Source organism: Flintibacter sp. (assembly GCF_046973065.1).
Map to the genome: position 1 here is coordinate 1 of NZ_JBKVXZ010000028.1, position 23,414 is coordinate 23,414.

Genomic DNA, 23,414 nt, shown 5'->3' on the forward strand with positions numbered 1-23,414 from the left:
GAGCTAACCCCTTTTCCCGGGCGATGGTGGCACGGGTGCGCCGCTTCTGCTTGTAGGGACGGTACAGGTCCTCCGCCTCAGCCAGGGTTTTGGCGGCGTCAATGGCGGCGGAGAGCTCGTCGGTGAGCTTGCCCTGATTTTCAATAGAGGTTTTGATCTCGCCCTTGCGCTGCTCCAGATTGCGCAGGTACTGAAGCCGCTCGGCCAGCTGACGCAGCAGCTGGTCGTCCATGGAGCCGTGGAGCTCCTTACGGTAGCGGGCGATAAAGGGAATGGTGGCCCCCTCGTCAATGAGGGTGACCACGTTTTCCACCTGCTGGGCAGGACGGCCCAGCTCGGCGGAGAGAGTTTCGATGATCTGATCCATGGAGAAGCGCTCCTTTTTATCCGATTACTCATAAGTGTAGCGAAAGCGGGAAAGAAAGTCCAGAAAAAATTGAGACGCAGCCAGGGCGGACGTGGTATAATAAAAATAATAAACAGGAGAGGGGGAGAACTATGCGGGAGCTGAGCCAGATCGACCAAGAGCTCAGACAGGTGCGGCGGGACCTGGACCGGGCGGGAAAGTTGGATGCCATGCTGGCCGACCTGGGGAAGCAGCATCTCCAGCAGCGCAAAAAGGCGGCAGAGGCCTTTGAGCGGTTGAACCGGGCAGAGGAGAAGAAGGCCTTTTTGGCCTCTGGCCGGGAGGCGGAGCACGAGACCGGAAAGCCCCGCCGGGACAAACAGGAGGTGGCCCAGGCCCGGGCGCGGTATGAGGAAGCCGAGTGGGACCTGCGGGACTTGGAGGACCGCCTGTGGGACGTGAAGGAGGAACGGGCCAAACTGGAGCAGCAGGAGAGCCGGTATCAGGCTCTTTTGAAGGAAAAGGAGCAGTATTTGTGCTGTACCGGCAGCAGCCAGGTTCCGCGGTTGGTGGAGATCGCCCGGGAGATGGGGACGGCGGACTGCCTGATCCGGGAGGAGCAGGAGGCGCTCCAGGCGGGAGAAGAAGCCCAGGCGCGGCTGAAGGAGCTGGCCGGTGCGCTGGAGCAGGCCAAAGGCCGGGGCTGGGATATGCCGGGAGGGTATATCAGCATGCAGACGGTCCAGGCCTATGCCCGGGACACCCGGAGCGCGCTGAGCCGTCTGCGCACCGAACTGGCCGGACTGACCCCCAAAGATGTGCCTCTTGTGGACCTGGAGGGGTATTCTGCCTTTGCCGATTGTTTTCTGGAGCAATTGTTTTCCGATCTGTTTGAGCCGGAAGGAGAAAAACAGACCCGGGAAGGGGTAACCAATACCCTGTGCGAAGTGGAGGCTCTGGTGGACGGACTGCGCCGGGAATTGGAGGAACAAAAAAATACAAAGCAGTCCCTCCAGCAGGAGCGGGAGAAGCTGCTGGCCGGAATATAGAGGAGGAAGGAACCATGAAGGACTATCAAGAGCAGCTGGAGACCTTGCAGAAATGGATCGACGAGAGCAAGAACATCGTCTTTTTCGGCGGTGCGGGTGTGTCCACCGAGAGCGGGATTCCCGATTTCCGCAGCGTGGACGGCCTTTATAACCAGCAGTATAAATACCCCCCGGAGACCATCCTCAGCCGCAGCTTTTTTGACCGGGACCCGGAGGAATTTTACCGCTTTTACCGCAACAAGATGCTCTGTCTCACCGCCAAGCCCAATGCCGCCCACAAAAAGCTGGCCCAGCTGGAAGCGGCGGGGAAGCTCAAGAGCATCGTGACCCAGAACATTGACGGCCTGCACCAGGCCGCCGGAAGCAAGCGGGTGTGGGAGCTCCACGGAAGCGTGCTGCGAAACCGCTGCATGGCCTGCGGCCGGGACTACCCGGTCTCCGCCATCGCCGACAGCCAGGGGGTGCCACGGTGCAGCTGCGGCGGTATCATCAAGCCCGACGTAGTCCTCTACGAGGAGAGCCTCAGCTCCCGGGTGCTCCAGGGGGCGCTGAGCGACATCCAGCAGGCGGATATGCTTATCATCGGGGGCACCTCCCTGGTGGTCTATCCCGCCGCCGGACTGGTGAACTACTACCAGGGCCACCGCTTGGTGCTCATCAACAAGTCCACCACTCCCTATGATAAAAATGCAGACCTGGTCCTCTCCGGTCCCATCGGAGAGATTTTGGACCAGATCAAGGTATAAAAAATTGGCAGGTCAAACGACCTGCCAATTTTTTATGCTCAGCGACGGCGGTGAGGACGGCTCATGGCAAAGCCCATGGCCGCGCCGCACAGGCCGCCTATAATGTGGGTCAGCTGGGAGATGTTGTCCTGGGCGGTGACAGCGTCTACGATCTCGCCGCCCAGATACAAAATGACCACCACAATCAGGGTCAGAGGGATGGAGCCATTCCGCATGCCCGCCAGAGAAGAGAGAACGATCATCATAAATACGATGCCGCTGGTGCCCAGCAGGGCGGTGGCGGGGAAGAAGATAAACTGCACTAGCCCGGATACAAAGGCGGTGAGCACGATGCAGCCCAGCAGCCGCTTGCTGCCGTACTTCTCCTCCAGGGGCGGCCCGACCACCAGAAAGAGCATCATATTGCTCATAAAGTGAGTGTAGTCCGCATGTCCTAGCACGTGGGTGAACATGCGCAGATAGGTCAGCGGGTCGGTGAGAGGGGAGCGATAGACGGTAAACAGCAGCCAGGTGGTGCGTTCTCCGGTAAACTCTCCCAGAGCCAGCGCGCCCAGGGAGAGAAGAAAGAAGGTAAGCACCACCGGGGAGTTATATTGGATCCGCAGTTCCTTCATCTCAGTGGTTGATCACCCGCACCCGGATCATACCAGGGATCGCACGCAGCTCGTCAGCCACCGCGTCTTTGATGCGGCCGTTCAGGTCCACCATGGTGTAGGCGTAGTCCTTCTTGGACTTGTTGGTCAGGTTCTCCACGTTGACTCCCTCGTCGGAGAGAATGGTGGTGATCTTGGTCAGCATGGCGGGGATGTTCTTGTGAATGAGGCACACCCGGGAGATGCCGCTCCAATCCTGGTGGACGTTAGGCAGGTTGACGGAGTTTTTGATGTTGCCGTTGATAAGATAGTCCTTCAGCTGGTCGGCGGCCATGCGGGCGCAGTTCTCCTCGCTTTCAGGGGTGGAAGCGCCCAGATGGGGCAGAGCAATGACGTTGTGGACCAGGGCGATCTTATCGTTGGGGAAGTCGGTGACATACTTGGCGACCCGGCCGGACTCCAGAGCGGCGATCATGTCGTCGTCGTTCACCAGTCCGCCGCGGGCCAGATTCAGCACCCGCACCTGGCCCTTCATCTTGGAGATGGCCTCCGCGTTGATGAAGTCCTTGGTGTCGTTGGTGTAGGGCACGTGGATGGTGATGTAGTCAGAGACCTTGTACAGCTCGTCCACGCTCTTTACTACATGCACGTGGCGGTCCAGCCGCAGAGCGGCGTCCACCGACAGGAAGGGGTCATAGCCGTACACGTCCATGCCCAGATCCAGGGCAATGTTGCACACCAGAGCGCCGATGGCGCCCAAGCCAATGACGCCCAGGGTTTTGCGGTAGAGCTCGGGGCCCACAAAGGCGCTCTTGCCCTTTTCCACGGCGGCGGCCAGATCCACATTGGGGGTGTGAGCCTGTTCCTGCACCCAATCGGCGCCGCCCAGAATGTCACGGGAGGCGATGAGCAGGGCGGCAATGACCAGCTCCTTCACCGCATTGGCATTGGCGCCGGGGGTGTTGAAGACCACGATGCCGTTCTCGGAGCAGCGGTCGATGGGAATGTTATTGGTGCCGGCACCTGCCCGGGCGATGGCCCGCAGGGCGTCGGGGAAGACATAGTCGTGCATGGCAGCAGAGCGCACCAGGATACCGTCCTCGTTTTCCACGTCATTGCCCACCTGGAAACGGCTCTTGTCCAGCTGGTCCAGGCCGGCGGAGGAGATCTTGTTCAGAGTTTTGATACGATACATAATAATAACCTCGAATCTGGAGTGAATTCAAATTTGTATGTCTATGTGGTGAGACCGCGGGCCACGCCCGCGGTCTCGGGAAAATCAGTTATTCTTGTCGAACGCCTTGATAAAGTCACACAATTCTTCTACGCCTTCCACGGGCATGGCATTGTAGATGGAAGCGCGCATGCCGCCGGTCTTGCGGTGGCCCTTCAGGTTGGTGAAGCCCGCCGCGGCGGCCTCCTGAACGAACTTGGCGTCCAGCTCCTCGTTGCCAGTGCGGAAGGTGACGTTCATCCCGGAGCGGGAGCCCTTCTCCGCGTGGCAGTGGAAGAGGCGGGAGTTGTCCAGGGTATCATAGAGCATGGAGGAGCGCAGGGTGCGCAGCTTCTCCATTCCTTCCACGCCGCCCTGCTCGGCCACCCAGTCCAGGGTCAGGCCCAGCATGTAGATGCACCAGCAGGGGGGAGTGTTGTACATGGAGTCCTTGTCGATCATGGTCTTGTAGTTCATCATCAAGGGGGTGTAGGGCAGCTCGTGGCCGGCCAGATCCTCCCGGATAATGACCACCGTCAGACCGGCGGGGGCCATATTCTTCTGGGCACCGGCATAGACGATGCCGAACTTGGACACGTCCACCGGGCGGGAGAGAATGTCAGAGGACATATCGCACACCAGAGGCACGCTGCCCGTCTCGGGGACGTACTGCCACTCGGTGCCGTAGATGGTGTTGTTGGCACAGTAGTAGAAGTAGCTGGCGTCGGGGGACAGCTTGAGCTGCTCCTGGGTGGGGATATAGCTGTGGTTGCGGTCGCTGGTGTCAGCGGCGATATTCACGGTGCCGTACTTGGCGGCCTCCTTGGCGGCGATGCCGGCGAAGTTGCCGGTGACCGCGTAGTCAGCCTTGCCGTTGGGGCCCATCAGGTTCAGAGGAATCATGGAGAACTGGCCGGAAGCGCCGGTCTGCAAAAACAGGATCTTATAGCCGTCGGGCACATTCATCAGGCGGCGCAGCTTCTCCTGGGTCTCGTCAAAAATCTGCTGAAAGACCTTTGAGCGGTGACTCATCTCCATCACTGACATGCCGCTGCCGCGGTAGTTGGTGATTTCTGACCCAGCGCGCTCCAGGGCGGAAAGCGGGAGCATGGAAGGGCCAGCGGAGAAATTGTAGACACGCTCATTCATTTGGGAGAACCCCTTTCATTTTCAAACTGATTCCGGACAGCTCGCCTGCCGGAATACTGTTTATTATAGTAAAGGAGCAAAGTTGTGTCAATCCTTGCGGGGAAGAAATCTCTCCTCCAACGCTCAGGCTTGGGTCTGGGAGGCCTGGATGGAGAAAACGTAGGTCAGATTCTGTGTCTCGCCGTCGATCGGAAACAGGTACTGCTCATAGACCTCGTAGCCGGAAAAGTCCATCTGGCAGGTGATGTCCCAGCCGTCGATGTTCCAGGTGCGCTCTCCGGCCACCGTCTCCAGCAGTTCCTGGTCAAGGGCGCTCAGCTCCTTGCCGGGCAGCAACTCCCGCTGCCCCAGCAGGGCGTGAACGGTGCGCACGGCGTAGGAGGAGGGGGGCTCGTACAAAAAAGCTTCCTGAGCGGAGACAATGGAGAAGGAGACCTGGGTGAGCTGGCCGTCTTTTTCAGTAAAACGGAAGGTGGGAGGCTCCACGCCCGTGTGGAATACAAAGGCATTGGGATCGGTCTGGTACCACTTCCCGTCCGCACCCAGTTTTTCGCCCGGAGAGTCGGGGGCGCTGGCGTAGGTCAGCAGGTGGTTGTAGTTGCTGGTAAATTCCTTCGCGGTAAGAGACCCATGGTGCCAGGGGGTAGCCGCTACCAAAGAGGCCAGCATGGTAAGGACAATGATGGCCACATAGCAGCCCACATAGCCCACGACCCGCAGCACGCTGCCCTTCTGCTCAAAGAAGGGAGTCCAGCCGCCGGAGGGGTCGGACCAGCCCTCGTCATCCAGGGCCCAGGGCTGGGATACCTGATGGCTGCACCGCTGAAAGGCCAGGATCGAGGTGATCAAGGAGACCAGAGGGATCATCAGGCCCAGGCCAAAAACCACCACCCGGCCGGTACGCCACAGGGCATCCAAAAAACCAAAGTAACTGCCGTCCGAGCGGGTCAGCTTGAGACCAAAGAGAGCCTTGCCCGGGGTGGTGCCGAAAAAGTGGAGACAGGCCGCCTCCAGTACACACATCAGGCCCAGCGCCATGGCGACATTTACCACATTCAGCCAGAACGACGTGGATAAAATATTGACCCGCAGCACCAGAGATAAAAACAGCTCCCACAGAGTGAGACAGAGAGCATAGTCCAGCGTCCGGGCAAAATACCGCCGCCAGGGGCAGCGGTTGCCCAGCGTATCCGACGCGTCCCGCACGGGGGGGAGCTCCGCGGAGATGGTGGGATTCCAGAAGAGGTAGCGCTCCGGCTGGAGATTGTCCCAACTGGGGCGGTCGGCCCGCAGCTGCCGGCACAGTTCCAGGGCGTGCTGGGTCTCCGACGCTTTTTTCTCCAGGGCATCCCCCACCTCAGAGAGCACCTGGTCCAGACTGCGTGTCCCTTTCTCCAGAGCCTGGATATCTTCCAGGGAGCAGTCCAGCTGCCGCAGGAGCTTGATTTTCAGCAGGGTGTCCAGATCCTCCTGCCGGTAATCCCGGTAGCCGTTGGCGGCTCGGGCGGGGTGGATGAGGCCTAAGCTCTCATAATAGCGCACATTGGCACGGGGCAAGCCGGTGGCGTCCTCAATTTCTCGGATGGTCATAAAGGTGCTCCTTTCCCGATATGGTCCTTTCTGGTGCCAGTATAGGGTATCAAGTTCCTTTACAGTCAAGATATTTTTCACATTTCTACCCTTATCATAACAAGACCGGGAACAGATGGCAATAAAAAACCGCCCGCAGAGCGGACGGCCAGATGAGAAACCTGAAAAGGAAGAAAGACTAACGAAGCACCCACTGAAGCATCAGAAGCAGGCCGAAGCCGGGTACTCCCAGCACGCCCAAAATGAGGGCGTTGACCAGGTTGACGCCTAGAGAGACGCCTATGAACTGTCCCACCTGGCTGAACAGAGCCAGCACCGCCAGGCCTACCGCCGAGCGGGCAGCCAGACGGAGAAGACGGCCAAGGGGACGGTGGAGCAGAGCCAGGATGGACAGGGCCAGCAGAGCGACGGCCAGCCAGGGTACATCGGGGGCGGTCATGGGGCGCACTCCAGCTCTTTGACCCGGCGCAGCAGGTAGTCGTACCGGGACTGAAGAGCCTTGATCTCAAAGACATAAGATTCGATCAGGTCGCTGTCGCACACCGTGTTGAAGCCGCCGTAGGCCTGCTGGATCTGGGTGCGGGTGCTGGCCAGGGAGGCCAGAAGCTCCCGCCGCTCCGCCTCCAGGGCGGCGGACTGTCTGCGCCGGGACAAAAAGGGGCGGGCCGGCTGAGCCATGGGGATCCCTCCTTTCGTACACTGCTAGGATATGCTTAGTTTGGACAATTATTCCAACCCCTAAACAAAAAATGGACCTGCCCGAAGGCAGGTCCGGAAAGAAGTTGAATTTAAACCAGCACATCCTCGCAAAGAGTCTGCAGCACGGCGGAAAATTCCGCCCGGGTCACAGAACCTGCGGGGTCCAGAACGGTTTTGCCGCCCACCGTGCGGCCGGCCAGAATGCCCTCGGCCACTGCCCATTCCATGGCGGTACGGGCCCAGTCGGCTACATCCCCTTCATCGGCGTAGCCGCTCAGGTCAGCGCGCTGGGAGGTGGAGACACCGCACTTTTTCACATAAAGGAACAGAGTCTGGGCCATCTCCTGGCGGGTCAGGCTGCGGTCAGGTGCAAACTGCTTGGGACTGGTTCCGGCCATCAGCTGCTGGCTGGTAGCCCAGGAGACCGCATTATAACTCCAGTGAGTCTGGGGCACATCGTCATAGTGGCTGATGGTGCTGTCAGGCTGTCCGGAGATGTTGTAGAGGGTCTGTGCCAGCATGGCCCGGGACAGCTGCTGATCAGGCGAGAAGGTGCTGCGGGTAGAGCCGGTGAGCAGGCCGTGGGACACTACGTAGTCTACCGCGTCATAGTACCAGGCGTTGGGAGCAATATCCCGGAAGTCGGAGGCAGCGGGGGCGGGCAGCTGGTCATACAGGTGCACGTAGTAACACTGCTCATATTTTTTATTGTCGCTGGGGGACTGGTAGGCGATGGTAAGCATATACAGGATGGAGTCGGCCTGAGAAGTAGTGGAGCTCAGGTCGGCCAGATAGCTGACGCTGCCGGCGGTGGTGCGGTCCTGGATAGCGGCCTGGCCCCGGGCGAGCAGGGCATTGCCGGTGATGGAGTAGGTGCGGCCCTGAGTCAGCTGGGTGGACACGCCGCTGCTGGCGCTGGTGAGGGTGCCGTCCGCGGAGAGTACGTCGCCCACTGGCCGGTCCTGGCCGCTGAGCAGCTCATACACCCCATCTCCATTGAGGTCGGTGAGATAGTCCACCGTCAGGGTGACCTGCTTAGCCTGGGGAGTGAGGTTAAAGGTCATGTCCTTGGTCAGACGGTTGACGGGGGTGACGTAGTCCATGGACTCCACCTTGGTAAAGGCGTTGGAGCTGTTCCGGCGGTAGAGAGCCAGGTCCAGGTCCAGAGTGGGGGAGTCGGAATTTTTCGCGGAGATGGCCACCTGAGCAAAGCCGCCGCCCGCCAGGGGATCGGCAGCCAGGGCCGGGACCCCCAGAGTGAGGGTCAATGTCAGGATCAAAGCGGCAGTCAGGCCGCGTTTCATATGCAGCAACATAGTAGCTCCTCTCGAAATGAAATAGAATCCAGCCGATTGACGGCGAAAAAATCGAAACCGGAAGAGACCGGTTTCTGGTAAGATATCAGAAAGTTTTACCTGATCTTGAAAAAATATTATACCGGAATCAAAGAAAAAATGCAAGATGGAAGTGGCTGGCGCCCAGATTTAAGACTGTTTACCGGGAACACGGCAAGCAGTAAACCGGAAGAGAAATGGGTTGACAATCGAGACGGCGGAATGTATACTAATCTCAAATTTGGTTTACGATATGGCAAGAGAGGAAGGAACTGTAATGACCCAATCGCCTGTGCCCGCTGCCGGCAGCCGGGGAAAGATCTATGTGATGTCTATGATCGCCGTGATGACGGCGGTGACCTGTGTACTGGCTCCCCTGTCCATCCCTATCGGAGAGGTACCCATCTCCTTTACCAATCTGGTGATCTATTTCACCCTCTATCTTTTAGGATGGAAACGGGCCTCGGTGAGCTATATTGTCTATATGCTCATTGGTATGGTGGGCGTGCCCGTGTTTTCCGGCTTTGCCGGAGGACTGGGGAAACTGGCTGGTCCCACCGGAGGCTACATCATCGGCTTTTTGCCTATGGCGGTGATCGCTGGCTTGGTCATCGACCACACCCACAGCCGGATTCTCCAACTGCTGGGAATGGTTCTGGGCACCGCGGTGTGCTACGCTCTGGGTACGGCCTGGTTCTGTTTCTCCACCAACACTGGAGTGATGGCCGCCCTGTGGATGTGCGTGATCCCCTTCATTGTGGGTGATCTGGTAAAGATGGCGTTGGCCATGACTATGGGCCCCATGATCCGGGGACGGCTGGAGAAGGCGGGCCTGCTGCAAATCTGAAAAAACGGAGTGGACGTAACGTCCACTCCGTTTTTTTTACAGCAATTCTTCGTAGCAGTTGAGATCCTCCGGCAAAAAGCCCTGGAAGAGGAAATGACTGGTGCCCGCAAAGCGGTAGCCCAGACGGGGATACATGGAGTTGGCGGGCTGGTTGTTCACATAGGTGTCCAAACGGATGACCCGCTTGCCCTGCTGACGGCAGTGCTCTTCGCAGAAGGCCACCAGCTCCCGGGCCTTGCCCTTGCCCGACCAGGCGGGGTGAATGACCAGGGTGTGGATGACGCCCACCTCGTTGTCCTGGGCGGCGTACTGCCAGGGGATGTTGGCGTACTCAGGCAGCTGTTCCCCATTGAGGTTGACACAGCCGTACACCTCACCGTTTTCCTCGGCGGTAAAGAGGGTGCCGGCCTCCAGGGCGGCACGGGCGGTGTCCACGGTTGGGTACTTGCCCCGCTGCCAGTTGGTGAAGGAGACCGGACGGGCGTCCTCCTCCGCCAAAATCGCCTCGTAGATGGCGGCGATGGCGGGCAGGTCTTGGGGATTGGCGGGTCGAATCATAAAAAGGCCTCCTTTTCCATCAGTACCGGGGTACCCAGCTGGTAAGGAACCACACCGGGAGCAGCCAGGTAAGCAGGAAGATCAGCAGATTCAGAGGGGACAGAGAGCCAAAGGCGGCCACAGCCGTCAGATAGTAGGCCAGCAGTACCCCTACTGTGGAGCCAACACAGGTAAGGATGGCGCCGAAGCGGGTGGCCCGGCGCAGACGCCGGGCGCCCACCACCGAGTCGGCGTAGGGCACCAGACCCTCGCGACACAGCACGGCGGTGAGGATGGGATTATGGGGCTGTTCCGGGTCGGACAGCTCCCGGCGGCGCTCCACGGGGGGAAAGTCCATCTTGTCCGATGCCAGCTTGAAGCGCTGGTGGAGCATGGCGGGGATGATGTTAAAGTCCCGGGTCGCCAGTACCGGGCCCACTTTTTCCCGCAGCAGGGCGTCCAGAGAGGGGAATACCCCGTCGTGCAGGCTGTAATTGAGGGCAAAAATACCGGCCAGATCCCCGTCGATGGCACAGAACACGGCGTTTTTCACGTTCAAGCCGGGGGGAAGGGGGACCTCCATCAGATTCATAAAGGAGGCCGAGCCCACCAGCACCTGATAGCCGCGGATGTTGGCGGACAGGCCGCCACCCTCGTAGCAACACAGGTGGTCGGCCTGGCGGAACAGGCCGCCTTGGGCCCGCAGCAGATCATGAAAGAGCTTAGTCAGGCCGCTGCCCGAGTCCCGGATCAGGGTGGCAGTATAGCTGAGCACCCGTTCGATGGAGTAGTCGCCAAAGACCTTGATGCCGTTGAACTCCACATAGCCCGGAGGAAACAGGTCGCCGTCATAGATCAGTACCCGGTCCCCCTTTCGGGTCTGGAGCAGGCCGGGCCATCCGGCCAGGGCGGCGCCGGTCTGGGAGAGACGGCGGGTCACCTTGTGGAAGGGGCGGCCGTAGACCAAGGCGCTGCCAAAAGCAGCGGCGGAAGTAAAGGTGGCCGACAGGCACCACAGAAGGTACTCAGGCCGGTTGGCCGCCACCGAGGACAAAATGGAGAACAGCAGGCAGGCCAGCAGCAGGATGGGGCAGTAGCGGCGGTAGATCCGCTGGGCTCCGTCGTCGGTCTGGATCTGGCTGCCAAAGCCGTTAGGCACGCCGGACCACTTGCAGTAGGTGTCCCGGCCGTTCCACTTGCCCTCGTCCAGGGTAAGGAGATAGGGCTCCGCCGCCGCGGCAGCCGTGCGGCAGGCCAGACGGAGTCCGCATTTTTGGTGATAGGTCCCGTGGGTCAAAAAGAACAGACCCACCAGAACTGCGGCGGTGTAGGGCAGCTGGCCCTCCCGGTTTTGTACCATGGCCAGCACCAATCCGTCAGCCAGAGTGAAGATCACCGACAGGGCGCACAGGGTATCCATGCCCACTTTGCCGTGGAAGGCCCGGGCCAGTCCGGTAAACAGTACATCGGCGGACAGGAGAAAGCCCGCGCCCAACAGGCCGCAGGCGATCCAGACCTGGATCTGATAGTTGTCCAGCGGGGGCAGCCATACAAAGTTGAGGGCAGGCACCAATAGCTGGAATATAGCCACCGCAGCCAGCAGGAAGATGGCCAGGGAGCGCAGGCGCAGGCCCTTGAGTCCCTTTCCATATGTACGGGCCAGCTGCTGGGGGGCAATGTCCTCGGGCATGGGCTCCTCCCGCCGGGGGCGGTGGAGCAGGCGATAGAGCAGACTGGGGGTCTGAGGCTGGGGAGGCTCGTCCTCCTGGTCGGTGCCGGGGATCAGCTCCTCCAGACGGCGGATCTCCTCCTCGTCCATCTCCTCCGACTCCTGAAACATCTGGTCGGCATACCGGTCGGCCTTGCGGCCCAGACGCTTGAGCAGAGAGGACAGCAGGCTCTCCTCCGGGGGGAATTCCACCACGCCGGAATCATCTTCTCCGGCGTCTTCCTCTTCCTCCTCCTGGGATGCCTCCTGCTCTTCCTCCTCCTGCTGGGGGGAAGAGGATTCCGGCTCCTGTTCAGTCTGGTCCGGCGAAGAAGCGGTCTCCGGCTCCTCCGGGGCGTCCGAATCCTCCGGTTCCTCCTGAGGCGTGGGGACAGGCCGCCGGGGGAAGGCCAGTACCTTGCCCTCCGGCTGGTCCAGGGGAGAGTTTACGGGGACAGCGGTGCGTACCGTGCTGCGCCGGGTGCCATACTCAGCCAGGATATCTTCCAGAGAATAGATCTCTTCCCCAGGCTCCTGGGTGGGATGCTTCGTATTCTCCGGAGTGGTCTTATTGGATTTTTCTTTGTCACGCTGGCGCATAAGCGGCTCCTTGGTGGTGGTTCGTGAGAATAATTATCCGCCTACGCGCTGCCGGACGGCCTCATAAAGAAGCACGGCGGCGGCGGCCGAGGCGTTGAGGGAGTTGATTTTGCCGAACATGGGGATGGAGACGGTGAAGTCACAGTTCTCCGTGACCAGACGGCCCATGCCGTCTCCCTCGCTGCCGATGACGATGGCGGCCGGGCCCTTCAGGTCGGCCTGATAGAGGGAGGTAGTCCCCTCGGCGGCAGTGCCGAAGACCCACACGCCCGCCTGCTGCAGCTCCTTCAGAGCGGCCACCAGGTTGGGCACCCGGGCTACGGGCACATGGGCCACCGCACCGGCAGAGGTCTTGGCCACCACGGCGGTGAGTCCCGCGGAGCGGCGCTTGGGGATGATGACCCCGTGGGCACCGGCGGCGTCGGCGGTACGGATGACCGCACCCAGGTTGTGGGGATCGCTGAGCTCGTCGCACACCACGATCAGGGGCTTTTCCCCCTTCTCCCGGGCGATGGCGAGAATGTCGTCCACGGTGACATACTCCCGCACCGCGCACAGGGCGATGACGCCCTGGTGGGAGTGGGTACGGCTCATGCCGTCCAGCTTGCGCCGGTCGGCGTCCACCACCACGATGCCCTTTTCCCGGGCGGTGGAGGCGATATGCCCCAGGGTGGCGTCGGTTTCGCCCTTGGCGATGAAAATTTTGTCGATGGTCACGCCGGCGCGTAATGCCTCGATGACTGCGTTGCGGCCTTCGATCACGCCGTCGCTTTCCGCCTCGATGGGGGCGGAGCGGCGCAGGGGGGGACGTTTATTCATGGATTGAAAACCTCCAAAATGAGCGGTAAAAAATCAAAATGCGATACAGAATATACTATACCATATTTCCCACCCCGAGGGAAGGGAAAAATTGTGCCTGGAATACCGGGTTTCACAGAAAGTTTACAGCACTCTTTCTTGTTTTTAAAGGAAGAGTGTGGTATAGTAATCACTGCGAATCTGAGATGAACCGGGCCGAAAGGCTCTGGTTCCCCATTTTTTTGTGCCAACAAGCGACGGAGGTATTCTCATTTGAAGCCAGAAAAAAACAATAACAACCGAAACAACAAACGCAATGTGATCGGTCTGGTCAGTATTGTCCTCTGGGCACTGTTTTTTACCATTTTGCTGCGCAGCTGCCAGTCTGCCTATGAAAATGCGGACACGGTTCAGGTGCCCTACACCACCTTCAAGGAGTGGTTGGTAGAGGACAAGATCAAAGAGGTCAACGTGGAGACCAGCCAGTACACCTTTACCCTGCGGGAAGGGGTGACGGTGGAACTGCCCAAGGAGGAGAGCAGCCAGAGTGAAAGCTGGATGAACTCCCTCATTCCCTCTACCCAGAAGCCGGAGGATGTGAAGTATATTACTGTGCCTCTGGCCGGAGTGGAAGACAGCGAGCTCTCTGCTCTGCTGGAGGAGCACACAGACGTATCCTACACTGAGCCGGTGGACAGCTCGGCCTATCTGCTCAGCCTGTTCCTGTCCTACATCCTGCCTCTGGTGGTGATGGTGGGCCTGATGCTCTTCCTGTTCCGCGGCGTGGGCGGAAAGGGCGGAATGGGCGGCATCGGCGGCATCGGCGGCGTAGGCAAGTCCAATGCCAAGGTCTATGTGGAGAAAAAGACCGGCGTCACCTTCCGGGATGTGGCCGGTCAGGATGAGGCCAAGGAGTCTCTCCAGGAGATCATCGACATCCTCCACAATCCCCAGAAGTACACCGAGATCGGCGCCAAGCTGCCCAAGGGCGCTCTGCTGGTAGGCCCTCCGGGTACCGGTAAGACCCTGCTGGCCAAGGCAGTGGCCGGTGAGGCGGGCGTGCCCTTCTTCTCCATCAGCGGTTCTGACTTTGTGGAGATGTTCGTGGGCGTGGGCGCCAGCCGTGTCCGTGACCTGTTCAAAGAGGCCGCCAAGATGGCCCCCTGTATCATCTTCATCGATGAGATCGACACCATCGGTAAGTCCCGCGACAACCGCATGGGCGGCAACGACGAGCGGGAGCAGACCCTCAACCAACTGCTGGCTGAGCTGGACGGCTTTGACCCCAGCAAGGGTATCATCGTTCTGGGCGCCACTAACCGGCCCGAGGTGCTGGATAAGGCTCTGCTGCGTCCCGGCCGCTTCGACCGGCGCATCACCATTGACCGGCCCAACCTGGCCGGCCGTCTGGCCACACTCCAGGTGCACACCCGGAAGATCAAGCTGTCTGAGGACGTGGATCTGAAGAAGATCGCTCTGGCTACCGCCGGATGCGTGGGCGCGGATCTGGCCAACCTGGTCAACGAGGCCGCCCTGCGGGCGGTGCGCCATGGCCGCCGCCTGGTGACCCAGGAGGACCTGCTGGCCTCCTTCGAGTTTGTCATCGCCGGCAGCGAGAAGAAGAATTCCGTGCTCACCGAGTTTGAAAAGAAGCTGGTGGCCTATCACGAGGTGGGCCACGCCATGGTGGCTTACAAGCAGAAGAACGCCGAGCCGGTGCAGAAGATCACCATCGTCCCCCACACCGAGGGCTCTCTGGGCTACACCCTGCTGATGCCCGAGGAGGACAAGACCAACCTGCGCACCAAGGAAGAGCTCATGGCCAAGATTACCGTCTCCATGGGCGGCCGTGCCGCCGAGGAAGTGGTGATGCACACCATGACCAACGGTGCCTCTCAGGATATCCAAGAGGCCACCAACATCGCCCGGAACATGGTCGCCATGTTCGGTATGAGCGACGAGTTCGGCATGATGGCTCTGGGTTCCGTCCGCAACCAGTATCTTGACGGCGGCTACGGTCTGGACTGTGCCCAGGAGACTGCCGCCATCATGGATAAAGAGGTCAAGATCATTCTGGACCAGTGCTACAAGGCGGCGGTGGAGCTGCTCAAGGAGAACCTGGAGGATATGCACAAGGTGGTGGAGTACCTGCTGCAGAAGGAGACCATCACCGGCGGCGAGATGGTGGCCATCATCGAGGGCCGCGACCCCGCCCTGGTGGAGGACGCCTACGCATCCACCCACGCCAAGGCAAAGCCTTTGCCCGGGGATATTGAGCCTCCCGCCAAGAATATCCACATGGTCAGCGAGGAGATCAAGCCCCCTCTGCCTCCCCAGGAGGACGAGGGCAGCGACGCCAAGCCGGAGGATCAAGCCTCTGACGACTCCGACAAACCGCAGTCCCCGGCCCAGCCGGAGGAGGGAAACGACTCCGACTCTGAGGAGACAAAGGAATAACAACACGGTTTTAGCCGGGAAGCGAACTTCGCTTTCCGGCTTTTTCTCTGCAAGGGATCCTTGCGTGACAAAATGGGGGCATATTTGGTATGATCAAGGCAGAAAGGGGGAGTGGTTATGCGTTTATCCATCGCGAAGCACATCCGCAGCCTGCGCAAGCGTGCCGGGCTGACCCAGGAGGAGCTGGCCCAGCGGCTATATGTGACCCGGCAGACCGTCTCCCTGTGGGAGCTGGGAAAAACCCGGCCTGACGTGGAGACCCTCCAGGCCATTGCCGATTGCCTGGGGGTGGATCTGCTCCAGGTGCTCTACGGACCGGAGCAGACTGCGCCCCAGAGCACCACGCGCCGGCTTATCGTATGGGCGGCGGTGAGCGGAGGAGTCGGGGCGCTGCCCCGGGGCGTGATGACCCTGGTACACAGCTGGATGGGCCGGCCGGAACTCATTGGCTCGGCCTGGTTTGTGCCTGTGGGCAGCGGCTATCTCTGGATGGGATTGTATGGATGCTCCCTTCTAGCACTGCTGTCCGGGATGTGGCTGGGAAAAATTTTGAACCCTGTGCCCACTCGCCCCCAGCCGCTGTGGATGGGGATTGGACTGGCGGTTCTGGCGATATGGACCACCTATTGTGTGAGCCTGCATATACCGCTGCCCTGGGCCAGTTTGGCTGCCTGGCGGATGCAGCAAGCCCCGTGGCTGTTTCTGCCGCTGGGGCTGCTCTTCCACCGGAGCTGGCTGTCGTGGCGGCACATGTTGGGCCTGAAACAAGAAAACGCGCTCTGAGAGGAATCTCAGAGCGCGTTTTGATAGCTTACAGGCACCGGCGGTAGGTGCGGGTAATTTCACGCAGCTTACCGGAGACATAGGGGTTGAAGGCGTCCATACGTACCCGCCAGGACCAGTTGTGGTCGCCGGAGGTGCCGGGGGTGTTCATCCGGGCGTCAGCCCCCAGGCTGAGCACATCCTGGAGGGGAGCCATGGCCAGATAGCTGCCCGAGGCCCAGGCTCCGGCAATGAGGCCCCAGCCAAGTCCCTCGTCCTCCCGCAGGCGCAGGTACTGCCGGGCAAAGCGGGCCTGGTCGGGGTTGCCCTGGGTCAGGAACTCCATAAAGGTGGGGGTGTCGTGGGTGCCGGTGTACACCACGGAGAATTTTTCACAGTTGTGGGGCAGATAGGCACTCTCCCCCAGGTGGTCAAAGGCAAAGACCAGCACCTTCATGCCGGGGATGCCGCAGGTGCGCACAAATTTCAGCGCGTCGGCATCCAGGTCGCCCAGGTCCTCGGCGATGAGCTCCAGCTCCGGAGCGGTGCGCTGGAGAGTTTTCAGCAGCTCCATGCCCGGGCCGGGCTCCCAGTGGCCCTCCTTGGCGGTCTCCGCGTCGGCGGGGATGGACCAATAGGTGTGGAAGGCGCGGAAGTGGTCGATGCGGATGGCGTCGTAGAGCCGGGCACACCAGGTGATGCGCTCCCGCCAGAAGTGGAAGACCTCCTTTTTATTGCCCTTCCAGTCATACAGGGGGTTGCCCCAGAACTGGCCGTCGGCGGTGAAGGCGTCCGGGGGCACGCCGGCCACATTGGCCAGATGGCCGTCCTTATCCAGCTGGAACAGCTCCGGGTGGGACCAGCGTTCCACGCTGTCGGCGGAGAGATAGAAGGGGATGTCGCCCATGATGCGGATGTGCTTCTGGTTGGCGTACTCCTTTAAATGGAACCACTGGCGGTAGAAGGTGTCCTGGAGAAAGATGTGGAAGGCCACCCCGTCGGGGTCGGGCTGGGCGTCCTCGGGCCACTCCTCCCAGCTGGTATCATACTGGTCGTGGAGGGCGGCAAAGCGTGCGTAATCGGCCAGCCAGGGCAGGTCGGGCTCTTCCTGCTGCTGGGCGGCGGGGAGCTGGGCGTAGCGCTCAAAAGCCTTGCGCAGCAGGGGGATGCGGGTGGCGTTGAGGTGTTCGTAGTCCACCCGGTCCGGATTTTCACACCGGGCAGATTCCAGCTCCTCGGTGGTAAGCAGGCCCTGGGCGGCCAGCTCGTCCAAGTCGATGAGCAGGGGGTTGCCCGCAAAGGCGGAGGTAGACATGTAGGGGGAATTTCCGTGGCCCAGGGGGACCAGAGGCAGGATCTGCCAATAGCTCTGGCCCGACTCAGACAGAAAGTCCACAAAGCGGCGGGCGGACGCCCCCAGAGAGCCGATGCCGTAAGGGCCCGGCAGGGAGGAGACGGCCAGAAGAATGCCGCTGAAGCGCGCGTCGTACATGGAATCAGGGTCTCCTTTCAGGGTTGAATGGGCGGAACCCGGCAGGGGGTTCCGCCAAAAAAATCTATGTTTCAGTATACCAGAAACTCTGGAAAATTCAAGAAAAATCCCCCCGGCACACCTGGCCAAAAAAGGCCAGGGTACGGTCGTTGGTGTCCCGGCTTTCCGGCCAGTCCCACCAGCCCACTTCAAAGACGTGGGTGGCCCTGGCGCTCTGCTGTCGGGACCAGTGGATCACTTGGTGGGGGAAGGGGGAGTTGTCCAGGTAGCGCATGAGACGCTGGCTCTGGGCGTAGTAGCGGTCGGGCTGGCTGGCGATGACCAGAATGGGAGGCAAAGGCAGACCGGGAGCGGTGTCCTCGAAGCTGACGTGCCTTCGCAGGGGAGAGCGCCGCCAGGGACGGCCCAGCATCAGGTGGAGATACTCCCGGGTGAGAGCCCGGTCCAGCAGGGGGGTGAACAGGCGGAAGCGGTACACGTCGCACACCCCGTGGGCGATGGCCAGGGCGGAGAAAGAGAAGGGGAGGGGATCGACCTGATAGAGCTTCTGAAGGTCGGGGCTGAGCTGGACGCAGGCGGTGAGCCCGGTGAGATGTCCCCCGGCGGAATCCCCGGTGAGCAGCACCCGGCTTAGATCAAAGCCATACTCTGTGCTATGTTCGGCCAGCCAGTGGAGGCTAGCAAACACGTCCTGCACCTGTCCCGCCACCGTCACCTCGGGGACCAGGCGGTAGCTCATACCCATGACGGCGTAGCCCCGGGAGGCCAGGTACATGCAGTAATTGCGGTTGAGCTGCCGGTCACCGTACATCCAGCCGCCGCCGTGGATGTCCACCACGGTAGGCAGTGGACCGTACACGCCTGCCGGGCGATACAGGTTCAGGGTGTGCATGGGATGGCCGTCCTCTTCATAGGGCAGGCCCTCCCACACCTCCACCCCCTGAGGGGGCGTCTGGGAGTCCAGACGGATGGCGTCCCGCTGGGTGTTCCCGTCCCATTTCCTTTGGATCATGCGGCGGATCAGTCGTCCCATGGAAGATCCCTCCTTTTTGGATTCAGGTACAGCATAGCGCAATTGGGGCGCTGCTTCAAGAAAAAACAACGCCGCCAGAGGATATTTTTCCTCTGGCGGCGAAACAATGATTTAGACCGATTCCCGCCGGACCACCGTGTAGCCCAGCATGGTTTGGCGCACCGGCGCGTCGTCCCGGCGTTTCTGGTCCGCCATGGACAGCAGAAGACGGGCGGCCTCGGCACCGCAGTCCTCATAGTAGAAGTGGGCGGTGGTGAGCTTGGGGGAGATGTGGATTCCGGCCCAGCTGTCGTCGATGCCTGCCACGCTCGCGTCCTCTGGAAGGCGCTTGCCCGCCGCCCGCAGGGCCTCCATAGCGCCCAGGGCAATGAGGTCGGTGGCGCACATCACCCCGTCCACGTCGGGGTGCTCGGCCAGCAGCTGCTCCATGGCCGCCCGGCCTCCCTCCACGGTGAAGGGACTCAGACGGGTGGGGATGTCGGGGCTGAGCCCGGCCTGGGTGAGGGCGGCGCGCACGCCCTGGCGGCGGTTGAGGCCCACCGCCACGTCCAGTTCAGTGACGCCGATGTATACCAGCTTCCGGCGTCCCCGCTGGATGAGACAGTCCATCAGCTCCCGGGCGGCGTTGAAGTCGTCGTGGTAGACACAGGGCACGTTTTGGGAGCGCTGGCCCACCACCACCACCGGCACGGAGCACTGGCGCAGCATCTCCTGGTGCCGGGGGGTAAGAATGGTGGCCATGAGCAGGATGCCCGCCACGCAGCGGCTTTGAAACAGGTCCAGGTAGGTCAGCTCCTGCTGGGGATCGTCGTCCGTGTTGGCCAGCAGACACAGGTAGCCCTGCTCAGACAGGACCTGGGTAACACCCGCAGTGACCCGGCTGACGGCGTCGGAGCTGATTTTGGGGACGATGAAGCCGATGTAGTCGGTGGATTTGGTGCGCAGGGACTGGGCTGCCGCGTCAGGGCGGTAGCCGGTGCGGTCAATGGCGGCCTGGATGGCCTCACGCTTGGGCTGGCTGAGGGAGCCGCCGTTGAAGTAGCGGCTGACGGCGGCACTGGATACGCCGGCCAGCTGTGCGATCTCCTTCATAGTCATATGGGGGAGCCTCCTTTGCTCCGGGGACGGATAGGGTCAGCCCTCGGTGTGAAGCATCCAGACAAAGCCGTAGGGGAACAGCTCCACCCGGCCCAGGTCGTCAAAGTTGCCGCCGTATACCAGCTCCCGGTAGGGCCCCTTCTCCCAGGAGGAGGCGGTGACGAACTGGTCGCTGAAGTTGAACATGGCGATGAGCTTGCGGCCCTGGTACCAGCGGCCTACGCCCAGCACATGGGGGCAGCCGGTGTCGAAGGTCCACACGTCGGCCCGGGCGTCAAAGGTGGGCTCGTCGGCGCGGATCTGCTCCAGACGACGCAGGCCCATGAACTGCTTGCCCTGGCGGGTGGTCTCGTCGCGGCGCATGTGGGCCAGATCCCACTGGAAATTGCCCCGGTGGATGTAGCGGCTGTCGTCCCACTTCTCGCCGTCGTGGTGGTAGGAGTAGTCGTTGAGCTGTCCCACCTCGTCACCGCTGTACAGAACAGGAATGCCGCTCTGGGTGAGCATCCAGGCGTGGAGCATCAGGTCGCAGGCGATGGCACGCTCCAGCTTGAAGGGATTCTTTTCATAGTCGGCGGCCTCCACCCCGCACAGGGAGGCGGTGGTGCCGCACAGACGGGCGTCGCCCAGGTGGGGGTCATCGTTATAGAGCTCGCCCCGGCTGCCGCTGCCCGGCCACTTGCCGGTGAACCAATCGTTGAGATACTTCTTGTGGGTCACCTCATCGGTGCCGAAGTGCTCCTTGAGCCAGGGGTAGTCCAGACCCCAGCCGATGTCGTCGTGGCAGCGCAGGTAGTTCAGGAACAAAAAGTCCCGGGGCAGGGCGCACACGGTATCCATCTGGTGGCGCAGCAGGGACACGTCCCCGGTGGCCAGCGTGTGCCAGGTGGTGGCCATGGTGGTCACATTATAGAGCATGTGGCACTCAGGCTTTTCCGGGGAGCCGAAGTAGGGGACGACCTTGGCAGGCTCCATGACTACCTCGCCCAGCAGCAGCACGCTGGGGCAGACGATCTCACACACCATGCGCATCATGCGCACCAAGGTGTGGACCTGGGGGAGGTTGCGGCAGGTGGTGCCCAGCTGCTTCCAGATGTAGGGGACCGCGTCCAGACGGATCACATCAATGCCACGGTTGGTGAGGTAGAGTAGGTTCTCGGTCATGTCATTAAAGACCACGGGGTTGGCGTAGTTCAGGTCCCACTGGTAGGGATAGAAGTTGGTCATGACCACCTGCTTGCAGTCATCCAGCCAGGTAAAGCTGCCGGGGGCAGTGGTGGGGAACACCTGGGGGACCGTCTTCTCAAATTCGCGGGGAATATCCCAGTTATCATAGAAGAAGTAGCGCTCCCGGTAGCCCGGCTCTCCGGCACGGGCCTTGCGGGCCCACTCGTGGTCCTCACTGGTGTGGTTCATCACAAAGTCCAGGCACAGGCTGATGTCCTTCTCCCGGCAGGCGTCGGCCAGAGACTCCAGATCCTCCATGGTGCCCAGCTCGGGCTGGACCCGGCGGAAGTTGGACACGGCGTAGCCGCCGTCGCTGCGGCCCTTGGGGCTCTCCAGCAGGGGCATCAGGTGCAGATAGTTGACGCCGCACTCCTGAATGTAGGGCAGCTTCTCTTCCACACCCTTCAGGGTGCCGGCAAAGGCGTTGGTGTAGAGCATCATGCCCAGCAGATCCCGGCGGCGGTACCAGTCGGGATCGTTTTCCCGGCGCTGGTCCTGCAGACGCAGGGCATCCTTGCGCTGGGCCCAGCAGCGACGGAGCATCTGGACAAAGTAGTCAAAGGCGGCCATATCACCGTGGTAGAGCTCGCAATAGAGCCACTTGAGCTCGTCATAGCGGCTGTCCAGACGGCGCTGGAAGGCGTCGGGGTCGGGATGGACGGGAGCGGGCTGCTCGGCCTCTTCGGCAGTCTCTTCCACCTCGGGTTCCCCGGTCTCTTCGACAGTCTCTTCCGCCTCGGGTTCCTTGGCCTCTTCGGCAGGCTCTTCGGCCTTGGTTTCCTCGGCCTCTTCGATGGTCTCCTCAGCCTTGGGCGCCTCGACCGCTTCGATGACCTCTTCGGCCTTGAGAAGAACCGTTGCAGGCTCCTCCGCAGGAGCTTCCGGCGCCTTGGCAGGAGCGGGCTGGATGGCCTCTTTCTGGTCTTCTGCGGGGGTGAGCTCACCCACCGGGATGGGGATGGCGGGGATCTTCAGCCAGCCGTCCCCCTCGTCGGCCTGGCGGATGCGCCAGGTGCGGGCGGGGATGACGCTCCAATTCTTAAACCCGTTCATATCAAGGGCCTCCTTACTGAATTTCCGCCAGGGTGGGCATGGCGGGGATGGCTCCGCTGCGGGAGCAGGTCACCGAGGCAGCGCGGTTGGCAAAGGCCAGGATCTCCTCCAACTCCTGGGTGGTCAGGCCCTCCAGGGGCTTGTCGCCCCGGGCGACCAGGCGGCTGAGTACCGCCCCCAGGAAGGTGTCGCCGGCGCCGTTGGTGTCGGCCACCTTGGTGGGGACTCCGGGCACCAGACCGGTCTTGCCCTGCCAGCGGTAGAAGGAGCCCTTATCTCCCAAAGTGATGAGCACCAGGCGCACGCCATCCGCCTCCAGACGGCGGCTGCCCTCCTCGGGGTCGTTGGTGTCGGTCATCAGAGCCACTTCCTCGTCGGAGAGCTTGATGAGATCCACCAGGGGCAGGGGAATACGCATCCACTGCTGGGCCTCCTCCTGGGTCTTCCACAGGGAGGCGCGGTAGTTGGGGTCATAGCTCACCAGCACGCCCTTCTGATGGGCGTGGCGGGCGGCAAAGATGGTGGCCGAACGGGACAGCCCGGCAGTCAGACTGACCGAGCCGAAATGGAGCACCTTGCTCCCCTCCAGCTGGCGCACGTCCACCTCGTCGGGGGACAGGTTGCAGTCGGCGCCCCGCATAAAGCGGAAGGAGCGCTCCCCGGAGGGGGAGACGGTGACCACTGCCAGGGTGGTGGCTCCCTCGTCGGTGCGCAGGCCGGCCACGTCCACCTGGTTTTCCTGCAGCACGCTTTTCAGATAGTCGCCGAATCCGTCCCGTCCGATCTTTCCTAAAAAGGCGGTGCGGGCGCCCAGACGGGCGGCGGCCACGGCTACGTTGGCGGGCGCTCCTCCCGGGTTGGCGGCGAAGAGGGGCACTCCCTGTTGGTTTGTCCCGGTCTGGGTCAGGTCGATGAGCACTTCTCCAATGGTGGTGAGATCCGTCATAGCGGTCCGCTCCTTCTTGATAGAATTGAAAAAAGTTGAAATCGATTACAAAGGTAATATAGCACAAACGGCTCCGGGGTGCAATGGGGACCACCCTTCGCCGTTTCAACAAAAATATATTCAAAAATTTGGTTGAT

Annotated in this window: 21 protein-coding genes and 1 pseudogene; 5 read left to right on the top strand and 17 right to left on the bottom strand. The window is 61.3% G+C overall.

Annotation, left to right across the window (positions count from 1 at the left end; all coding sequences use genetic code 11):
* Window positions 1–367, bottom strand: a 367-nt coding sequence (locus tag ACLTXB_RS10820) for a Tex-like N-terminal domain-containing protein (RefSeq protein ID WP_428226990.1), incomplete at its 3' end; no start/stop codon positions are given.
* 131 nt (window positions 368–498) lie between these two features.
* Here ACLTXB_RS10820 and ACLTXB_RS10825 point away from each other — a divergent pair.
* A complete protein-coding gene (locus ACLTXB_RS10825) occupies window positions 499–1,395 on the top strand; it encodes a hypothetical protein (protein WP_428226991.1) in 897 nt (298 codons plus the stop codon).
* 14 nt (window positions 1,396–1,409) lie between these two features.
* On the top strand, window positions 1,410–2,141 hold the full coding sequence (locus ACLTXB_RS10830; RefSeq protein WP_235395469.1) for an NAD-dependent protein deacylase: 732 nt from the start codon (window positions 1,410–1,412) through the stop codon (window positions 2,139–2,141).
* A gap of 38 nt (window positions 2,142–2,179) precedes the next feature.
* On the opposite strand, the gene ACLTXB_RS10835 is transcribed toward ACLTXB_RS10830, so the two are convergent.
* From ACLTXB_RS10835 to ACLTXB_RS10865, 7 genes are all read right to left on the bottom strand, one after another.
* On the bottom strand, window positions 2,180–2,755 hold the full coding sequence (locus ACLTXB_RS10835) for a rhomboid family intramembrane serine protease (RefSeq protein WP_428226992.1): 576 nt from the start codon (window positions 2,753–2,755) through the stop codon (window positions 2,180–2,182).
* A 1-nt stretch (window position 2,756) separates the two neighbouring features.
* Entirely contained in the window at window positions 2,757–3,929 is a 1,173-nt protein-coding gene (locus ACLTXB_RS10840) for a phosphoglycerate dehydrogenase (RefSeq protein ID WP_235395471.1), read from the bottom strand.
* 84 nt (window positions 3,930–4,013) lie between these two features.
* Entirely contained in the window at window positions 4,014–5,096 is a 1,083-nt protein-coding gene (gene serC, locus ACLTXB_RS10845; protein ID WP_428226993.1) for a 3-phosphoserine/phosphohydroxythreonine transaminase, read from the bottom strand.
* A 123-nt stretch (window positions 5,097–5,219) separates the two neighbouring features.
* Window positions 5,220–6,686 carry a MerR family transcriptional regulator gene (locus tag ACLTXB_RS10850; RefSeq protein ID WP_428226994.1) on the bottom strand — a complete coding sequence of 489 codons (1,467 nt, stop codon included), beginning with the start codon at window positions 6,684–6,686 and terminating at the stop codon, window positions 5,220–5,222.
* A 178-nt stretch (window positions 6,687–6,864) separates the two neighbouring features.
* Entirely contained in the window at window positions 6,865–7,125 is a 261-nt protein-coding gene (locus ACLTXB_RS10855; protein ID WP_020989885.1) for a pro-sigmaK processing inhibitor BofA family protein, read from the bottom strand.
* A complete protein-coding gene (locus ACLTXB_RS10860) occupies window positions 7,122–7,364 on the bottom strand; it encodes a YaaL family protein (RefSeq protein ID WP_110442075.1) in 243 nt (80 codons plus the stop codon). The genes ACLTXB_RS10855 and ACLTXB_RS10860 overlap by 4 nt, the downstream gene beginning before the upstream one ends.
* A gap of 110 nt (window positions 7,365–7,474) precedes the next feature.
* Window positions 7,475–8,689, bottom strand: coding sequence for an S-layer homology domain-containing protein (locus ACLTXB_RS10865; protein ID WP_428226995.1), 1,215 nt, complete (start codon window positions 8,687–8,689; stop codon window positions 7,475–7,477).
* A gap of 307 nt (window positions 8,690–8,996) precedes the next feature.
* Between ACLTXB_RS10865 and ACLTXB_RS10870 the strand changes: the two genes are divergently transcribed.
* Window positions 8,997–9,566 carry a biotin transporter BioY gene (locus ACLTXB_RS10870; RefSeq protein WP_428226996.1) on the top strand — a complete coding sequence of 190 codons (570 nt, stop codon included), beginning with the start codon at window positions 8,997–8,999 and terminating at the stop codon, window positions 9,564–9,566.
* Window positions 9,567–9,602: 36 nt separating this feature from the next.
* On the opposite strand, the gene ACLTXB_RS10875 is transcribed toward ACLTXB_RS10870, so the two are convergent.
* Genes ACLTXB_RS10875 through rlmB form a run of 3 tightly spaced genes read right to left on the bottom strand, consistent with a single transcriptional unit; the run spans window position 9,603 to window position 13,230 of the window.
* On the bottom strand, window positions 9,603–10,124 hold the full coding sequence (locus tag ACLTXB_RS10875; RefSeq protein WP_298732296.1) for a GNAT family N-acetyltransferase: 522 nt from the start codon (window positions 10,122–10,124) through the stop codon (window positions 9,603–9,605).
* A 19-nt stretch (window positions 10,125–10,143) separates the two neighbouring features.
* Complete coding sequence (locus ACLTXB_RS10880) at window positions 10,144–12,411, bottom strand: hypothetical protein (RefSeq protein ID WP_428226997.1); 2,268 nt, start codon at window positions 12,409–12,411, stop codon at window positions 10,144–10,146.
* A 33-nt stretch (window positions 12,412–12,444) separates the two neighbouring features.
* Window positions 12,445–13,230: a 23S rRNA (guanosine(2251)-2'-O)-methyltransferase RlmB gene (rlmB, locus tag ACLTXB_RS10885; RefSeq protein WP_110442079.1), complete on the bottom strand. Its 786-nt coding sequence runs from the start codon at window positions 13,228–13,230 to the stop codon at window positions 12,445–12,447.
* A gap of 252 nt (window positions 13,231–13,482) precedes the next feature.
* Here rlmB and ftsH point away from each other — a divergent pair, with 252 nt between their 5' ends.
* On the top strand, window positions 13,483–15,666 hold the full coding sequence (ftsH, locus tag ACLTXB_RS10890; protein ID WP_428226998.1) for an ATP-dependent zinc metalloprotease FtsH: 2,184 nt from the start codon (window positions 13,483–13,485) through the stop codon (window positions 15,664–15,666).
* 117 nt (window positions 15,667–15,783) lie between these two features.
* Entirely contained in the window at window positions 15,784–16,449 is a 666-nt protein-coding gene (locus ACLTXB_RS10895) for a helix-turn-helix domain-containing protein (RefSeq protein ID WP_428226999.1), read from the top strand.
* Window positions 16,450–16,477: 28 nt separating this feature from the next.
* Here ACLTXB_RS10895 and malQ read toward each other — a convergent pair whose 3' ends face one another.
* From malQ to ACLTXB_RS10925, 6 genes and pseudogenes are all read right to left on the bottom strand, one after another.
* The gene (gene malQ, locus ACLTXB_RS10900) at window positions 16,478–17,920 is read right to left on the bottom strand and encodes a 4-alpha-glucanotransferase (protein ID WP_428227000.1); all 1,443 of its coding nucleotides are present in this window, start codon (window positions 17,918–17,920) and stop codon (window positions 16,478–16,480) included.
* A 97-nt stretch (window positions 17,921–18,017) separates the two neighbouring features.
* Window positions 18,018–18,953 carry an alpha/beta hydrolase gene (locus tag ACLTXB_RS10905; RefSeq protein ID WP_428227001.1) on the bottom strand — a complete coding sequence of 312 codons (936 nt, stop codon included), beginning with the start codon at window positions 18,951–18,953 and terminating at the stop codon, window positions 18,018–18,020.
* 111 nt (window positions 18,954–19,064) lie between these two features.
* Window positions 19,065–19,952 (bottom strand): LacI family DNA-binding transcriptional regulator, encoded by an 888-nt coding sequence (locus ACLTXB_RS10910; protein ID WP_428227015.1) that lies wholly within the window; start codon window positions 19,950–19,952, stop codon window positions 19,065–19,067.
* Window positions 19,926–20,054 (bottom strand): annotated as a pseudogene (locus tag ACLTXB_RS10915) (LacI family DNA-binding transcriptional regulator); the annotation flags it as partial. The pseudogene ACLTXB_RS10915 and the gene ACLTXB_RS10910, both read right to left, overlap by 27 nt.
* Window positions 20,055–20,087: 33 nt before the next feature.
* Entirely contained in the window at window positions 20,088–22,331 is a 2,244-nt protein-coding gene (locus ACLTXB_RS10920; RefSeq protein ID WP_428227002.1) for an amylosucrase, read from the bottom strand.
* 13 nt (window positions 22,332–22,344) lie between these two features.
* Window positions 22,345–23,277, bottom strand: coding sequence for a carbohydrate kinase family protein (locus tag ACLTXB_RS10925; protein ID WP_151076272.1), 933 nt, complete (start codon window positions 23,275–23,277; stop codon window positions 22,345–22,347).
* Between the last annotated feature and the right edge of the window lie 137 nt (window positions 23,278–23,414).

What these genes read in the sequence shown, in the direction of transcription:
- rlmB (WP_110442079.1), bottom strand. Translation starts at nt 13,230, where the DNA reads ATGAATAAACGTCCCCCCCTGCGCCGCTCCGCCCCCATCGAGGCGGAA.
- ACLTXB_RS10875 (WP_298732296.1), bottom strand. Translation starts at nt 10,124, where the DNA reads ATGATTCGACCCGCCAATCCCCAAGACCTGCCCGCCATCGCCGCCATC.
- ACLTXB_RS10835 (WP_428226992.1), bottom strand. Translation starts at nt 2,755, where the DNA reads ATGAAGGAACTGCGGATCCAATATAACTCCCCGGTGGTGCTTACCTTC.
- ACLTXB_RS10825 (WP_428226991.1), top strand. Translation starts at nt 499, where the DNA reads ATGCGGGAGCTGAGCCAGATCGACCAAGAGCTCAGACAGGTGCGGCGG.
- ACLTXB_RS10830 (WP_235395469.1), top strand. Translation starts at nt 1,410, where the DNA reads ATGAAGGACTATCAAGAGCAGCTGGAGACCTTGCAGAAATGGATCGAC.
- ACLTXB_RS10925 (WP_151076272.1), bottom strand. Translation starts at nt 23,277, where the DNA reads ATGACGGATCTCACCACCATTGGAGAAGTGCTCATCGACCTGACCCAG.
- ACLTXB_RS10880 (WP_428226997.1), bottom strand. Translation starts at nt 12,411, where the DNA reads ATGCGCCAGCGTGACAAAGAAAAATCCAATAAGACCACTCCGGAGAAT.
- ACLTXB_RS10840 (WP_235395471.1), bottom strand. Translation starts at nt 3,929, where the DNA reads ATGTATCGTATCAAAACTCTGAACAAGATCTCCTCCGCCGGCCTGGAC.
- malQ (WP_428227000.1), bottom strand. Translation starts at nt 17,920, where the DNA reads ATGTACGACGCGCGCTTCAGCGGCATTCTTCTGGCCGTCTCCTCCCTG.
- serC (WP_428226993.1), bottom strand. Translation starts at nt 5,096, where the DNA reads ATGAATGAGCGTGTCTACAATTTCTCCGCTGGCCCTTCCATGCTCCCG.
- ACLTXB_RS10870 (WP_428226996.1), top strand. Translation starts at nt 8,997, where the DNA reads ATGACCCAATCGCCTGTGCCCGCTGCCGGCAGCCGGGGAAAGATCTAT.
- ACLTXB_RS10905 (WP_428227001.1), bottom strand. Translation starts at nt 18,953, where the DNA reads ATGGGACGACTGATCCGCCGCATGATCCAAAGGAAATGGGACGGGAAC.
- ACLTXB_RS10850 (WP_428226994.1), bottom strand. Translation starts at nt 6,686, where the DNA reads ATGACCATCCGAGAAATTGAGGACGCCACCGGCTTGCCCCGTGCCAAT.
- ACLTXB_RS10855 (WP_020989885.1), bottom strand. Translation starts at nt 7,125, where the DNA reads ATGACCGCCCCCGATGTACCCTGGCTGGCCGTCGCTCTGCTGGCCCTG.
- ACLTXB_RS10860 (WP_110442075.1), bottom strand. Translation starts at nt 7,364, where the DNA reads ATGGCTCAGCCGGCCCGCCCCTTTTTGTCCCGGCGCAGACAGTCCGCC.
- ACLTXB_RS10895 (WP_428226999.1), top strand. Translation starts at nt 15,784, where the DNA reads ATGCGTTTATCCATCGCGAAGCACATCCGCAGCCTGCGCAAGCGTGCC.
- ACLTXB_RS10865 (WP_428226995.1), bottom strand. Translation starts at nt 8,689, where the DNA reads ATGAAACGCGGCCTGACTGCCGCTTTGATCCTGACATTGACCCTCACT.
- ACLTXB_RS10920 (WP_428227002.1), bottom strand. Translation starts at nt 22,331, where the DNA reads ATGAACGGGTTTAAGAATTGGAGCGTCATCCCCGCCCGCACCTGGCGC.